Annotated in this window: 12 protein-coding genes and 1 pseudogene; 7 read left to right on the forward strand and 6 right to left on the reverse strand. The window is 59.7% G+C overall.

Translation table 11 applies throughout. The annotated features are described in order from the left end of the window. The first annotated feature begins 93 nt into the window (after nucleotides 1–93). Both AC4PS6_RS05465 and AC4PS6_RS05470 read left to right on the forward strand, forming a co-directional pair. Nucleotides 94–2,241 (forward strand): TonB-dependent siderophore receptor, encoded by a 2,148-nt coding sequence (locus AC4PS6_RS05465; protein ID WP_336827287.1) that lies wholly within the window; start codon nucleotides 94–96, stop codon nucleotides 2,239–2,241. Nucleotides 2,242–3,219: 978 nt separating this feature from the next. Continuing rightward, entirely contained in the window at nucleotides 3,220–3,912 is a 693-nt protein-coding gene (locus tag AC4PS6_RS05470; RefSeq protein ID WP_419722484.1) for a methyl-accepting chemotaxis protein, read from the forward strand. Nucleotides 3,913–3,969: 57 nt separating this feature from the next. Here AC4PS6_RS05470 and AC4PS6_RS05475 read toward each other — a convergent pair whose 3' ends face one another. Beyond that, nucleotides 3,970–4,875: a LysR family transcriptional regulator gene (locus AC4PS6_RS05475; protein WP_072434640.1), complete on the reverse strand. Its 906-nt coding sequence runs from the start codon at nucleotides 4,873–4,875 to the stop codon at nucleotides 3,970–3,972. A gap of 68 nt (nucleotides 4,876–4,943) precedes the next feature. Continuing rightward, nucleotides 4,944–5,717 (reverse strand): SDR family oxidoreductase, encoded by a 774-nt coding sequence (locus AC4PS6_RS05480; RefSeq protein WP_014718619.1) that lies wholly within the window; start codon nucleotides 5,715–5,717, stop codon nucleotides 4,944–4,946. 133 nt (nucleotides 5,718–5,850) lie between these two features. Between AC4PS6_RS05480 and AC4PS6_RS05485 the strand changes: the two are divergent. Continuing rightward, nucleotides 5,851–6,006 (forward strand): annotated as a pseudogene (locus AC4PS6_RS05485) (VOC family protein); the annotation flags it as partial. A gap of 4 nt (nucleotides 6,007–6,010) precedes the next feature. Here the strand turns inward: AC4PS6_RS05485 and AC4PS6_RS05490 are convergent. Further along, the gene (locus AC4PS6_RS05490; protein WP_032902435.1) at nucleotides 6,011–6,676 is read right to left on the reverse strand and encodes a TIGR02466 family protein; all 666 of its coding nucleotides are present in this window, start codon (nucleotides 6,674–6,676) and stop codon (nucleotides 6,011–6,013) included. Nucleotides 6,677–6,894: 218 nt separating this feature from the next. Between AC4PS6_RS05490 and AC4PS6_RS05495 the strand changes: the two genes are divergently transcribed. Beyond that, nucleotides 6,895–7,155 (forward strand): DUF6429 family protein, encoded by a 261-nt coding sequence (locus AC4PS6_RS05495; RefSeq protein WP_032902436.1) that lies wholly within the window; start codon nucleotides 6,895–6,897, stop codon nucleotides 7,153–7,155. A gap of 95 nt (nucleotides 7,156–7,250) precedes the next feature. Next, nucleotides 7,251–7,871: a LysE family translocator gene (locus AC4PS6_RS05500; protein ID WP_069868536.1), complete on the forward strand. Its 621-nt coding sequence runs from the start codon at nucleotides 7,251–7,253 to the stop codon at nucleotides 7,869–7,871. Nucleotides 7,872–8,144: 273 nt separating this feature from the next. Here AC4PS6_RS05500 and AC4PS6_RS05505 read toward each other — a convergent pair whose 3' ends face one another. The 3 genes from AC4PS6_RS05505 to AC4PS6_RS05515 form a co-directional block, all read right to left on the reverse strand. Continuing rightward, the gene (locus tag AC4PS6_RS05505) at nucleotides 8,145–8,660 is read right to left on the reverse strand and encodes a GNAT family N-acetyltransferase (RefSeq protein ID WP_336827289.1); all 516 of its coding nucleotides are present in this window, start codon (nucleotides 8,658–8,660) and stop codon (nucleotides 8,145–8,147) included. A 117-nt stretch (nucleotides 8,661–8,777) separates the two neighbouring features. Then, nucleotides 8,778–9,992 carry a DUF4432 family protein gene (locus tag AC4PS6_RS05510; RefSeq protein WP_198833082.1) on the reverse strand — a complete coding sequence of 405 codons (1,215 nt, stop codon included), beginning with the start codon at nucleotides 9,990–9,992 and terminating at the stop codon, nucleotides 8,778–8,780. A 1,329-nt stretch (nucleotides 9,993–11,321) separates the two neighbouring features. Further along, entirely contained in the window at nucleotides 11,322–12,215 is an 894-nt protein-coding gene (locus AC4PS6_RS05515) for a LysR family transcriptional regulator (protein WP_072434645.1), read from the reverse strand. A 94-nt stretch (nucleotides 12,216–12,309) separates the two neighbouring features. Here AC4PS6_RS05515 and AC4PS6_RS05520 point away from each other — a divergent pair, with 94 nt between their 5' ends. Together AC4PS6_RS05520 and AC4PS6_RS05525 are read left to right on the forward strand one after the other, a co-directional pair. Continuing rightward, complete coding sequence (locus AC4PS6_RS05520) at nucleotides 12,310–13,494, forward strand: MFS transporter (protein WP_020302295.1); 1,185 nt, start codon at nucleotides 12,310–12,312, stop codon at nucleotides 13,492–13,494. A 58-nt stretch (nucleotides 13,495–13,552) separates the two neighbouring features. Then, nucleotides 13,553–14,035: a VOC family protein gene (locus tag AC4PS6_RS05525; protein ID WP_038450311.1), complete on the forward strand. Its 483-nt coding sequence runs from the start codon at nucleotides 13,553–13,555 to the stop codon at nucleotides 14,033–14,035. Nucleotides 14,036–14,092 lie beyond the last annotated feature (57 nt).

The raw sequence follows: 14,092 nt of genomic DNA on the forward strand, positions 1-14,092 counted from the left end.
TTTTCCCTACAGACTCAATCTGCCAAACTGATGCGAATAATTATCAACAGATTTACTATTCGCCACGGAAGGCACTTGGGGAGCCCTACTTTCATGTTTGTGCAACAACGCGGCGGCAACGTTTTTACACCCAGTCTGATGGCAATCACTATCGCTTTAGCAACCTCCAATGCGGCCATTGCCGCCGACGCACCGGCCACCATCGAGCTGGGCGCTACCGAGGTTTCGGGCCAACAGCTTGGCGCAACCACCGAAGGCAGCGAGTCGTACACCACCGGCTCGATGAAGACCGCGACCAAACTGCCGCTGACCCTGCGCGAAACCCCGCAGGCCGTCACCGTGATCACGCGCCAGCGCATGGATGACCAGGCCATGACCAGCATCAACGACGTGGTCAACGCCACGCCGGGGCTGTTCCTCAATTACTCCAACGGCCCTGGGCGACAAGGCTTTACCGCACGCGGTTTCGATATCGACAACCTCATGTATGACGGTATTCCCAGCGGCTACAACGGTGCGTCGGTAGGCGCCCAGCCGAACCTGGCGATGTTCGACCGCGTCGAAGTGGTACGCGGCGCTACCGGCCTGGTGACCGGCGCAGGCAACCCTTCGGCCGCCATCAACCTGATCCGCAAGCGGCCACTGGATGAGCAGAAAGTCACGCTCACCGGCGCCGTCGGCAGCTGGGACGACTACCGTGGCGAGCTCGACGCCTCCAGCCCACTCAATGACAGTGGCACCTGGCGTGGCCGTGTCGTCACCTCTTACCGCGATGCCAACAGTTTTATCGACAAGGCCGAGCAGGATCATGGCCTTTTCTATGCCGTCACCGAAGCCGACCTGAGCGAAGACACCACCCTGACCCTCGGTTACTCGAACCAGAAGGACAAGACCAACTACTTCTGGGGCGCTTCGATGGTCGGCCTGGATGGACGCCACCTGGGCCTGTCGCGCTCTTACAACCCAGGCACCAACTGGGAAAACAAGGACCAGGAAATCAACACCGTGTTCGCAGAGCTGCGCCAGCGCCTGGCCAACGACTGGAGCCTGCAGGTCAACGCCAACTACGCCGAACAGAACGCCTTGTTCTCCGGCTCCTACCAATCGCGCTGGACCAACGACACCCTGGCCCGCACGGTGTACCAGGCCACCTACGATGAAAACCAGGCCGGGCTCGACGCCTTTGCCAGCGGCCCGTTCGAGGCGTTCGGCCGCACCCATGAACTGGTGGTGGGCGCCAGCAAGCGCATCTACGACATGACCACCCACAACTACAGCCCGTACGACCTCAACTGGCCGATCAATGCGGGCAAACCGAACTTCACCCGCACCAACAACGTTCGCGAAGTCACCACCCAGGACGGTTTCTACCTGACCAGCCGCCTGAGCCTGGCCGACCCGCTGAAGCTGATCCTCGGCGCTCGCCTGGACTGGTACGACTACGACAACCGTGATGCCGCTGGCGACTACAAGGTCACCCGCAACCTCACCCGCTACGCCGGCCTGATCTACGATCTGGACGACCAGCATTCGGTTTATGTGAGTTACAGCGACATCTTCACGCCGCAAAAAGACAAGAGCACAGCCGGCACTCCGCTCAAACCCATCGTCGGTAAAAATTATGAGGTGGGCGTCAAAGGCGAATACTTCGGTGGCACGTTGAATGCCAGCGTAGCGCTGTTCCGTGTCGACCAGGAAAACCGCGCCGTGGCCGTGGTGGTGCCCAACTGCCCGCAGGCGTCCTGTGCCGAGGCCTCGGGCGAAATCCGCAGCCAGGGTATCGACTTCGAACTGCAAGGCGCCTTGACCGAAAACTGGCAGGTCGGCGGCGGCTATACCTATGCGCGCACCCACACCATCAAGGACGACGCCAACCCGCAGAAGGTCAACAAACAGTTCGATACCGACATCCCGGAACATCTGTTCAAAGTGACCACCCGCTATAACTTCCAGGGTCCGCTGGAAAAACTCCGCGTCGGCGGCAATATCTCCTGGCAGAGCCGCATGTACAACGACATCAAGCTAGCGGATGGCAGCAACTACCGGCTCCAGCAAGGCGGCTACGCCGTCACTGACTTGATGGCAGGCTACCGGGTCAATCAGCACCTGGATTTGCAACTCAACGCCAACAACATCTTTGATCGCCACTACTACCAGTCCATCTCCAACTCAGTGACTTATGGCGGCGACTCCTATGGCAGCCCCCGCAACATGATGTTGACTGCCAAGTACAGTTTCTGAGCCTCATGCCCACCTCGGCTGCCCGCTCGGGCAGCCGTTCTTAAAGTCCCGCGCCCGCGTGCCGATAACGCGTGGGTAACCGGCAACAATCCTGAACATCTGCTTCACTCCACAGCGGCGCGCCTGTATGGCACACCGCGTGCTTGCTTGACCTCGACGCCCCCTCTCATGGAGTAAGAGTGAATGCCCGTCCGTTTTCTCGAGCACTATCGCAAGGCCGACCGCATCATGCTGGCATTGATCTGGCTGATGTGCCTGTTCTCCCTCGGCCTGGCGTTCTGGCACGACACCCTCATGCAGGCCGTGATCGTCGGTGGCGGCACCGGCGTGGTGCTCACGGCGCTGTATCGCGTCATTGGCGGCACCCGGGTGATGCGCTGTGCACTGGGCGCCGGCTTGATGGTGATGGCGGCGTTGCACATCAACCAGGCGCACGGGGTGATCGAATCCCACTTCGGTATTTTCGCGCTGTTGGCGGTGCTGACCTTCTACCGTGACTGGCTGCCGATCCTGGTGGCGGCACTGACCATCGCGGTGCATCACGTGGTGTTCCATGCCTTGCAACACCAGGGCTTGCCGGTGTTTGTGATGGAGCATCACGGCGGCTGGACCATGGTGTTCGTTCACGCCTTCTATGTGGTGATGGAGACCGTCGCCCTGCTCTACCTGGCCGTCCATAGCCAGGCCGAAGCGGTGGAGAGCCAGGAAATGCTTGAGAAGATGCTCGCCGTTACCTCGCAGTTCACCGTGGAAACCGCCCAAGGTGAAGGCAAGGCCCACGTATCCCTCGCCAAGCGTTTCGACCACTTCCTGCAGCAACTCACCCACCTGATCGACGGCGTCGCTCGCGACTCCCATGGCCTGGGCCAGCTCGGCCAGGAACTGGCCAGCGCCAGCGGCACCCTGGAAAAAGGCGCACGGCATCAACTGGCGCAGATCGGCGAAATGACCGGTTCGATGCAGCGCATGGAAGACGCCATGGGCCACATTACGGTGCAGGTCGAACAGGCAGTGGAACATGCAGGCCAGGCCAGCCAGCAGATTGTGCGCGGCCAGGAAAGCGTCGGCCGCGCCCAGCATGAAATCAGCCAACTGGCTTCGCGTATCAACGGCACGGAGTCGACCGTGGAATCCCTGGCGGTGCAGGCAGAGCAAATCGGCTCGGTGCTGGAAGTGATCAGCAGCATCGCCAACCAGACCAACCTGCTGGCCCTCAACGCCGCCATCGAGGCCGCCCGCGCCGGCGAGCAAGGCCGTGGTTTTGCCGTGGTGGCCGATGAAGTGCGCAGCCTGGCCCAGCGCACCGCCCTCTCCACCCAGGAAATCAAGAGCATCATCGAGGGCCTGCAACACGGCAGCCGCCAAGCCGTCGAAGCCATGCACGCCAGCCGCGAAGGCGTAGAGCGCTGCGTGGCAGACAGCCAAGAGGCGGTGGACATGCTACGGGCGGTGGGCGAGGACATCGCGCACATCGACCAACTCAACGGCCACATCGTCACCACCACCCGCGAGCAGACCTCGGCAAACCTGGAGATCGTCGAGCGCTTGCAGTCGGTGCAAAGCATCGCCCAGAACACCGCCGGCGACGTCGAGACACTCGCCCGCAGCAGCGAACGCCTGCCACCGATCGCGGTGCGGCTGGATGCGTTGGGGCGCAGGTTTCATCCTTGAACCCAATCCGAAACACGGCGAGTTAAAGAGAATAGGTGGATATACCGCTGGAGTGCATCAAGGTTCCAGATGCGGAGCCATCAAAGCGGCAAACCAATCGATGAACGCGCCAAGGCGACGAGAGCGTTGGCGGCGAGTCGGGTACAGGGCTGAAACGCACATGGGGGCCGGCCGATAGGCCGTCATCACCTCAACCAATTCGCCGCTGTCCAATAAATGCTGAACATCGAACAACGGCACCTGAATCAAGCCAAGCCCTGCACAGCATCCTGCGATGTAGCTTTCGGCATTGTTGACCACCACGCGGCTCGGCATCATGACAGCCTGCGCGGTGCCATCGACGCAATATTCCCACGCCGTTTCCTGACCGCCTGCGCTCGTGCTGTAGCCGATACAGACATGCCGATTTTGCAAATCGCCAGGCTGTGTGGGCACCCCGAATTCCGCCAAGTAGGCGGGGCTCGCGCAATTGACCAGCAACACCTTACCCAAAGGTTTCACCACCAGGCTGCTGTTCTGCGGGGTGCCAAAACGAATGACACAGTCCACGCCTTCCTGTACCAGATCAATGGCGCGATCGGTGGAGCCCAGGCCGAGTTGGAGCCCAGGGTAGCGGCGGAGAAACTCGCCCAACGCAGGCATCACCAGGCGCCGCGCTATGCGGCTGGGCACGTCCACTTCCAGACGGCCCATGACCTGTTCCTGATGGCGGTTAAACAGTTGGTCGATATCATCGATGTCCAGCAAGACCTGGCGCGCCTTCAGCAGTAACTGGGTGCCATCGGCGGTCAGGGAGACCTTGCGGGTTGTCCGGTGCAGCAGTCGAGTGCCGGCATTGGCCTCCAGCTGTTGAATGGCGGCCGACACGCTCGCGCGTGGCAGCCTCATCAGCCGTGCCGCTTGTATAAAACTGCCAAGCTCTGCGACCTGAACGAAGACGCGGTACTGTTCGATTCTATCCATGGACTCTCAATGCTCGGGGGGCACGGATCGATCGGCGCTCACCACGTCTGCGCCAGCGCGTTAACCGTTTACTTGGTGGTGTAGCCGCCATTGATCAAAATTGTCTGGCCCGTCACCCACCACCCGTCACTGACCAGGTTACGGATGAACGGGACCACATCCTCGATATCTGTCAGGCCCGTGCGCGAGAACGGCGACAGCGCAGCAGCCGTCTTGTGGTAACTGACCGCATCCTCACCTTCGGCCGGGTAGAAGAACGGCGTGTCCATGGGACCCGGCCCTACTGCCGTGACCGAAATCCCCCGAACGCCCAGCTCCTTCGCCGCCGCCCGCGTGAATTGCTCTACCGGCGCCTTGCTGCCGGCATACGCCGCGTAGAAGGGGGTGAAAGCGCCCAGCAATGAAGTGACGATAGTGCAGATCTTGCCATTGTCATTGAGGTGGTTGCCGGCTTCCTTGATAAAAAAGAACGCAGTCTTGGAATTGACGGCCATCATCTCGTCGTACTCCGCCTCCGTGATTTCAGCCATTGGCTTTTTCAGCACCTTGCCCACGGTATTGATCGCGATGTCCGGCCTGCCAACTGCCGCGACGGCATCATTGAAGAGTTTTTCCATCGCCCCCGCCGTGGTCAAGTCCGCTTGCAAAGCGACAGCCTTCGCGCCTAGCGCCTCGATTGCGGCAACGGTTGTGTTCGCGTCAGCCTGGCTGGAGGCGCTGTTGTAGTGCACGACCACAGCCTTGGCGCCATGCTTGGCCAGATCGCGGGCGATCAACCCTCCGAGGTTCTTCGCACCACCCGCGATCAGTGCAACCTTGCCGTTGATTGAATGATTAGGCATGACAACATTCCTTTAATTGGGAGAAGTACGCCGCCATTCTAGAGTGACCCCCGACAAAGATAAGCACACCTTGGCTGGATGCAGTGTCCAGAGATATTGCCTAATCACAAAGGCCCTATCGGTGAATGAAAAGTACGCAGATAACTTGGACAGTGTGCAGCAGCGGCTTCAACAGCTGGGTGCGGTGATAACCCGCCAGACGTTTTCGTTTCCCGGTGGCAGCCGGTTCCACTTCACCGATCCGGATGGGTATGAGTTAGCGGTGTGGAGTGTTGCATCGCTGACTTGAGCGTTCAGGCACCAAAATTGAAGGCAATGGAGATTCGCGGCCGTGTGCCTTCAAAGCGGCGTACCGAATGCATCAACCACGACGGAAACATCACGAATGTGCCCGTGGCGGCGGCGCAGGTGCTGCTGAACCCAGCAGTCAGGCAGTCTTCTACTCGCATGCGCAGGGCCGGGTTATAGGTCGAAGCCACCATGCCGCGCGGGTCCAGGAACTCCAGGTCGCCGCCCACCGCCGGGTCATCCTCGCGGCCACCGGCATCGACCCAATAAACACCGGACCAAAACGCCCCAGGGTGGCCGTGAAGTGCATTGCTGTGGCCCGCCTCATTCACGTTGACCCAGGCGTTGACCTTCCACTCGAAGCCGGGCTCGATGAACCCATATTGCTCGCTGTGCACGACGGTCATTTGGGTGGCGAACTGCGTGGCAAACCTCACCAGGGCTTCACAGGCCTCCCCGCCCCACTGCGCAAAATCACCGGCCGACTGCCAACCTCCGGCATTGCTGCGCTGCGTGCCGTAAACGTCGTCTGCCATGCGCTGGGCAATCTGGGCCTTGAGCTCAGTATTCAGCCTTTTCGCGTCGGGAAACTGAATGCTGGCCAATGGGCTTGGAAACAGCCGGCGGATGTTGATGAGCTGCGGGTCCAGTGGGTGTTCAAGGAACTGCATCGACGTTCTACCAAGTTGTGCAAGTCACTGAAAAACCATACCGAATAGACGCAGTGACCGGTGTAAACCTTTGTTAAAAACTTGAGGGTTATTGATAGGTGTCGGCAAGTCGGCTAAAAAAGCTTTTGCAATCGCTCAAGCACGTGACTGCATGCATTCTTGAACCGCAAGGCCCCGAGGCTCGACAGGGTCTGTGTAATCCAAACGGAGTACCCATTATGGAATACGACGAAAAACTGATTGAGGAAGCCGTACTTGCCCTGCTGACCACCTTCAGCTTTGATAACGGCAACTCATGGAAAGGCCACGACTTTCAAATAATGAACCGGCTTCACGAGCAAGGTTTTATCAGTAATCCGGTGAACAAAAACAAGTCCATTTGGCTGACGCAGGAAGGCTTGGAACGGGGCCGGCAAATCGCCGATCGGTTATTTGCCGCAACCCCTGAGGCCAAGCGTTCATCCAATCCGGACACCTGAAGCGCTCGCGGGGCCAGAAGCCCGGCCACGGAGTGTTAAACCGCGCTTCATCTGTTTATCCTCAAGACTTCCCGACCTGCCAACCCGGAGCCGCCATGGACCTCGCCACCCTCGCCCTCTTCCTCCCCGCCTGCTTCGCCCTGAATATGGCCCCCGGCCCCAATAACCTGCTATCCGTGAGCAATGCTACCCGCTATGGCTACCGCACCTCCTGCCTCGCCGGTCTCGGCCGCCTGCTGGCCTTCGCCGGCATGATCGCCCTCGCATCCGCTGGCTTGGCGGTGGTACTGCAAACCTCGGAGTTGTTGTTCTACGGGATCAAGATTCTCGGCGCGGCGTATCTGTTTTACCTGGCGTATCAGCTATGGCGCGCAGACCCGCAGCAGCCGGTGAACACCGCAACGAGGAAGGTGGGCCTGTGGGCCTTGGCGCGGCAGGAGTTTCTGGTGGCGGCGGGCAACCCCAAAGCGATCCTGATCTTCACCGCCTTCCTGCCGCAATTCGTGGTGCCCGGCCAACCCATCACCGCGCAATTTGCCCTGCTGGGTGTGATGTTCCTGGCCCTGGAATGGGTCGCCATCAGTGCCTACGCCTATATGGGCCTGCATATGCGTCGCTGGTTTGCCGAGCCGAAGGGCAAGCGCCTGTTCAATCGCTGCTGCGCAGGTTTGTTGTCAGCGGCCGCGGCGGTATTGTTGACTGCGCGCAGGGCGTAACCGCGGTGGGAGCGCCCCTGGCAGCCGACGCCGATCGAGCTGTGCCCCGCGATCCAAATGTGGGAGCTGGCTTGCCTGCGATGGCGGTGGTTCAGTTGAAAATTCAGTGACTGACACACCGCCTTCGCGGGCAAGCCCGCTCCCACAGGGGATCTGTGCCAGGCACTGATTTTGACGGCAATGCATGACCAATGTGGGAGCGGGCTTGCTCGCGAAGGCGGCCGGGCAGCCGACGACGATCCCACTAATGCCCAAGTTGCGTAGATACCTATGCTATCTCAACCGCAAACCATACCTCACCTCCACCAGCGCCACACCGCCCCTCTCAAGATGGCGCTCAGTCCCTGCCTCCTCGACACACCCCGCCCGGCGATAAAATCGAATAGCCCGTTCATTACCGGCCAAGACCCACAGCGTTAAACGCTCATAGCCTTGCGCCAACTGGTCTTGCAGGCCGGCATTCCACAAGGCCAGCCCGACGCCGGAGTGCCAATGCTCGGCGAGCACGTAGATGGCCATGACCTCACCTGCATTGGCCTGCACGGCGTCTTCGTCACGGCTGGCGCCAACGGATATCCAGCCGACAATCTGCTGGCCCACCTCGGCAACCCATACCGTCGACTCACCCGAGGCAAGCGAGCGAGCCCAATGGGCTTCGCGCCGAGCAAGCGTTACTTGCAATCCGCTCAAGAACTGGGCGGGCATCAGGTCACGGTAGGCGTCTTGCCAACTGCTGATATGCACCTGGGCAATGGCCTTCGCGTCGGCGGGTAATGCTCTGCGAATCACGGATAGGCTCCTGAAATACGGTTATTCCAGTATGCATGCCCATCGATGACAGTTGCAGGGCGCGGGTTCCGGCGTCGATGAAGAACGCCGGGGCCCGCGCGAAGGCTCCAGCCCATGTCACTCCTTGGTCAGATCCACCAAAGGCGTCTGCCGCACCTCAGTCTCCCGCCCACCCTGAATCTCGCTGACCTGCTTCAAGGCCTTTTCAACAGCCGCCTTATCCGCCAACAAGCTGTAGCTGATACGGAACTGCTTATGTTCCTTCGCCCCGATCGTAGGCACCAGGTTCAGTGGCCGCTGATAACGACGGTTATAGGAAAAACTCGTCCCCGGCTCCAACCCCGTGACATAGCCCTGCCCTTGGGTATCAGTGTTCTTCCACAGCGAAAACACCGGCAGTGTCTGCGTATTGAAACCCACCGAAACCCCCAGGCTGCCGGCCTTGTTATGCAGCACGGTCAAGGTATCGCCCTTGGCATCGGCATACGGCACCACGTTGTAAACCGTTTCGTCATAGTCCTTGGTCGGTGCGCGATAGGTTTGCCAGTCGGCCAGTTCGCCCTTGGCCTTGTCATTGAACGGCGACACCTGCTTCACCGGCGCAACGAAACGCGCGCCCTGCTCCAGGAACGGCGTGCTGAAGTTACTGTGATACAGCGCCTGGTATTCCTTCGGATAATCGCCATTGTTGGTGAGCGTGTCGTTGAGGGCGAACACCACACTGCCAGGCTCGGTGACCAGTTCGGTCGCAACAGAGAAATCGACCTTCTTGAACGCCTGCTCTTTCAGCTCGCCGCGCAGGGTGATGGCGTACGGCGGCTTTTCATCGATATGCAGGGTGACTTTATTCGCAGGAATATTCGCGGCCCGACCGTGCAGGGTCAGCAGCTCACCGTTGTCGATACCAGGGTGCCCGACCCATTCGTAGCCGCAGCGAGTAACCAGCTCATTGAAACCCTCCAGCCAACCCAGACCACCACGGCCATTGAGCTCGATGAAGGACGGATTGACCACTTCCTTGACCGGCGAATCCCAGCCCATGCGCACATCGCCGACCGACGCCTGCAACACGTTCATGCCACGTGTCGGCACTACCGAGAGCTTCATCGTGCCGTTATCGATATCGACGATGCTCACGCCCTCCTGCCGACCACCGTGCAGGGTGCGCAGGGTAACGCTGAAGGGCTTATCGGTTTGGATGCCGAGTTGCTGGCTGGTGACCTGCCAGTTCTGGGCGGCTTTGTCGGTGTCTAGCAGCACGTAATCCCAGGCCATGGCGTGGGAGGCGGCAGAGAATGCGCTGAGGGCAACGAGGAGTTTTAGTGGGGTCATGGCGGTGGCCTTTATTGGAGTTGTTTGCGATTTATAAACTCGATGAAACGTTTCAGCAAGCTTAAAACACGCGACAGTGTGGGAAAAGGTCATGAACAAGGTGGAACAGGTAAGGAGGTCAAGGCAATGCGCTTGCGGGCAGGCTGGAACGAAAACGCGAGTGGGCGGTGTATGAGCTTTGGTCCATCCGTGCCAGTTACAACCTTGCGTTGACTCATTGGCTGCAAACGGCCAAAAGCGGTCCATCGTGGCCCCTAAAAAGCCTGCATGATTCGTGCTTGCTCAACGAGGGTATTCAAAGTCCCGTCGCGCTCAAACCACCCGCCGTACAGGGGTCACGAAGTGGCGCTACCTTCGGGAGGAAACTACGCTGAAGAAATACTTTTTTCTTTGTGATGGAGCTGGAAAATGAAAAGGGTTTTTCTGCCACTGTCGTGTTTACAGCGCTCGTCGAATTTTCAAATACAGTGTCTGCTGAAATACCCTCTCATAAGAATGTCCGCACTCGTTGCCCAGGCACAGGCTAGCATTAACCTCTCTGCCCTTGCGCTTTTGGCAGCGAAATGAACGAACACCTACGCGACGACCGAGAACATTGATAAGGCGGCCAAGGAGGGCGTATGCATAATCCATCAACATCGAAGCTTGTACGGGAAATTGCCCGAGATGCTTTTTACCAAAGGTGGATGGTTTGGGTTCCATTATTGTTCACGTCTGTAATAGTTTTTGGAGGATACAGTGGGGACGTTATGGGGGTTCAATGGGTGGCGGAGCTTGCCACGATCGCCGGAGCCACTATTTCGTCGATTAACGTTTGGTCCGAAAAATCGTCATTTCCTCAAGCCACACAATTAATATTTTTACTGGCATGGATGTTTAGCTTTTATTACGCCTTTCTTATCGCGCGATGGAAGCCCTACCAGGAAATGTATGTTGGTTCACTTACCGGGTGGAGGCGTCATCTGAAAGCATTACCAGGAGTGGTGATGATTTGCGTTGGACTATTTTTCTTTACCTTTACGCCTCCGACCGAGCCCAATTGCACGAGGATGTGCATCTATGAGTCAACGTTCATTCAAGTGATCTATTCCACTGGGATATCTATATTTTTGGGGTATGGGTTTGCGCTGACTTACTGGTATCTGGCTAATTTCTCAAGCGCTTATTTCGGTAGGAGAAAAAATGACTAGCCAAAAATTAGTTGTTCAAATTTTAAGACTCATGGAGTTTTCAAGGTCGTTTCGTTTTGGCCGATTGTGGCCCGTGGTGAGGGGCAGCGTTGGGCCGAAATCCGCCGGTCAGCCCCCTCCTCCCCAAAAATCCCGCCCCTCAACCCCCACACCTCTCAACCAAAAAATCCACAAACGCCCTAACCCGCGCCGGCATCGCCCCTCCCCCCACAAACACCGCATGAATCGGTTCCACATCCCCAGGATTAAATTCCTCCAGCAACACCACCAACTCCCCCCGCCTCACCTCCTCCACCACACTAAACGCCCCTATTCTCGCCACCCCCGCCCCCAGCTTCGCCAACTGCGCCAATGCCTCACCACTATTCCCCTCAATCGTCCCCGCCACCTTCAACGAAAACTCCCGCCCCTCCACCCGAAACGGCCAATCCGGCGCCGCCCTACGGAAGTTGAAGCGCAGGCAGTTGTGTTGCAGTAAATCCTGCGGCGTCACGGGGGTGCCATGCCGTGCCAGGTACTCCGGTGAAGCAACGATAACCTGCCCGGTAGAGCCGATAAGGCGAGCGGTCAGGGGGCTGTCGGCGAGGGGGCCGAAGCGGATGGCAACGTCGGCTTGGCCGCCGAGGATGTCCACGACTTCGTCGCCGAGCATCAGGTCGACGACGATGGCGGGATAGCGGGCGCTGAAGGCGGCGATCAGGGGGACGATGGTCATGCGGCCGTGGGCCAGTGCGGCGCTGACGCGCAGGCGTCCGCGTGGGGCGCCCTGGTCGGTGATGGCGTCTTCGACTTCGGCCATGTCGGCGAGGATGCGTCGGGCGCCGCGCAGGTAGGCTTCGCCTTCGGCGGTGAAGGTGATGGCGCGGGTGGTGCGCAGTAGCAGGCGGGTGCCGATGCGCTGTTCGGTGCGGGTGATGATGCGGCTGATGGCCGATGGGGTCAGCCCCAACGCCCTGGCCGCGCCCGACAGGCTGCCGTGCTCGGCGACCATGGTGAACACTTCCATCTCTCCCGAACGCCCGCCGATGTCCATTTGTGCCTCCTGCGCAAAGCTGTAGTTCCCAACCAAGGGCTACTGCTGCAAAAGGCAGGATTGTAGCATTTGACTCACAGATGAGGAGTCACCCATGCGTATCAATCCCCCCCTTGTAGCATTATCCGTTGGTGCCTTTGGCATCGGGGTCACAGAGTTTGCCCCTATGGGCATGTTGCCCGGTATCGCCGCTGATCTTGATGTCTCCATTCCCGCTGCGGGGCTGTTGGTAAGCGCCTACGCCATGGGCGTGTTGATTGGCGCGCCGATCATGACCCTGGCGACGGCCAGGGTGCCCCGCCGTTATCTGCTGATCGGGCTAATGGCGATTTTTACCCTGGGTAATTTGCTGTCGGCGTTGGCCAGCAACTACCAGACGCTGATGATCGCCAGGCTGGTGACGTCGCTCAATCACGGAGCGTTCTTCGGGATTGGCTCAATTGTGGCCGCAAGCCTGGTGGCGCCCGAGAAGCGCGCGGGCGCTGTGGCGGCGATGTTCATGGGGCTGACCCTCGCAACCATTGGCGGCGTGCCTCTGGCGACCTGGTTTGGCGAAAACTTTGGTTGGCGTACCGCGTTCTGGGGCATCAGTGGGCTTGGCGCGGTGGTCATGGCGGCGCTGTGGTGGGCCTTGCCCAATGCGCCGGCGCCCAAAGGCGGCGGGCTGATGGCGGAAATCCGTGTGCTGGGTCGCGGGCCGGTGCTGGCGGCGCTGGCCCTGACCGTGGTGGGCTCGAGTGCGATGTTTACGGTATTCACCTACATCGCGCCGATTCTGCGGGATGTCACCCATGCTTCGACCAACTTCGTCACCGGGATGCTGGTGCTGTTCGGAATCGGGCTCACCCTGGGCAATGTGTGGGGTGGCAAATCTGCGGACCGCTCAGTGGACCGCACTTTGATCATCTCGCTGGTGGTGTTGATTGCCGTGCTGTTGGCCTTTTCGGTGCTTATGCAATGGCCGCTGCCCGCCGCGTTGTCGATCCTGCTGTGGGGCGCTGCCAGCTTTGCCCTGGTGCCGCCGCTGCAGATGCGGGTGATGGAGGCCGCCAAAGACGCGCCTAACCTGGCTTCGGCGATGAACATCGGTGCGTTCAATTTTGGCAATGCGATTGGTGCGGCATTGGGTGGCGCGGTGATCAATGCCGGGCTGGGCTACCCGGCCATTTCCCTGGCAGGCGCACTGATGGCGGGCCTGGGCTTGCTGATGGTATTGGGGCTGAGCTGGCGTTCGCGGCGGGCCGACGCACGCGCTGGCCGGGAGACGGTGCAAGCCTGAGTAGCGTGCAGGTTGTTCGTCTAGACTTCATGCACCTTTCAACCCGAGGAGCCTTGCGATGAACAACAAGAATACGATTTGCCTCTGGTACAACGGCGATGCCCTGGAGGCAGCGACCTTCTACGCGCAGACCTTCCCCAACAGCGAAGTAAAGGCCGTACACCGTGCGCCTGGCGACTACCCATCCGGCAAGCAGGGTGATGAGTTGACTGTGGAATTCACCGTACTGGGTATCCCCTGCGTGGGCCTCAATGGCGGCCCCCTGTTCAAGCACAGTGAGGCGTTTTCCTTTCAGGTGTCTACCGAGGATCAGGAGGAAACCGACCGGTTGTGGCATGCCATCATCGACAACGGTGGGCAGGCGAGCGCTTGCGGTTGGTGCAAGGACAAGTGGGGGCTGTCGTGGCAGATCTCGCCGCGGGTGTTGGTCGAAGCAGTTACCAGTAAAGATCCTGCCGTCGCCAAGCGTGCATTTGAAGCGATGATGACCATGACCAAGATCGACATCGCTGCCATCGAAGCCGCCATTGCCGGGAACTGAACGGTGGGAGCGCTCGAGCCCTAGCGAGGCCGCGATGGCGGTGGGTCAGGCAGCGCA

This window comes from Pseudomonas sp. DW-iso17 (assembly GCF_058725345.1).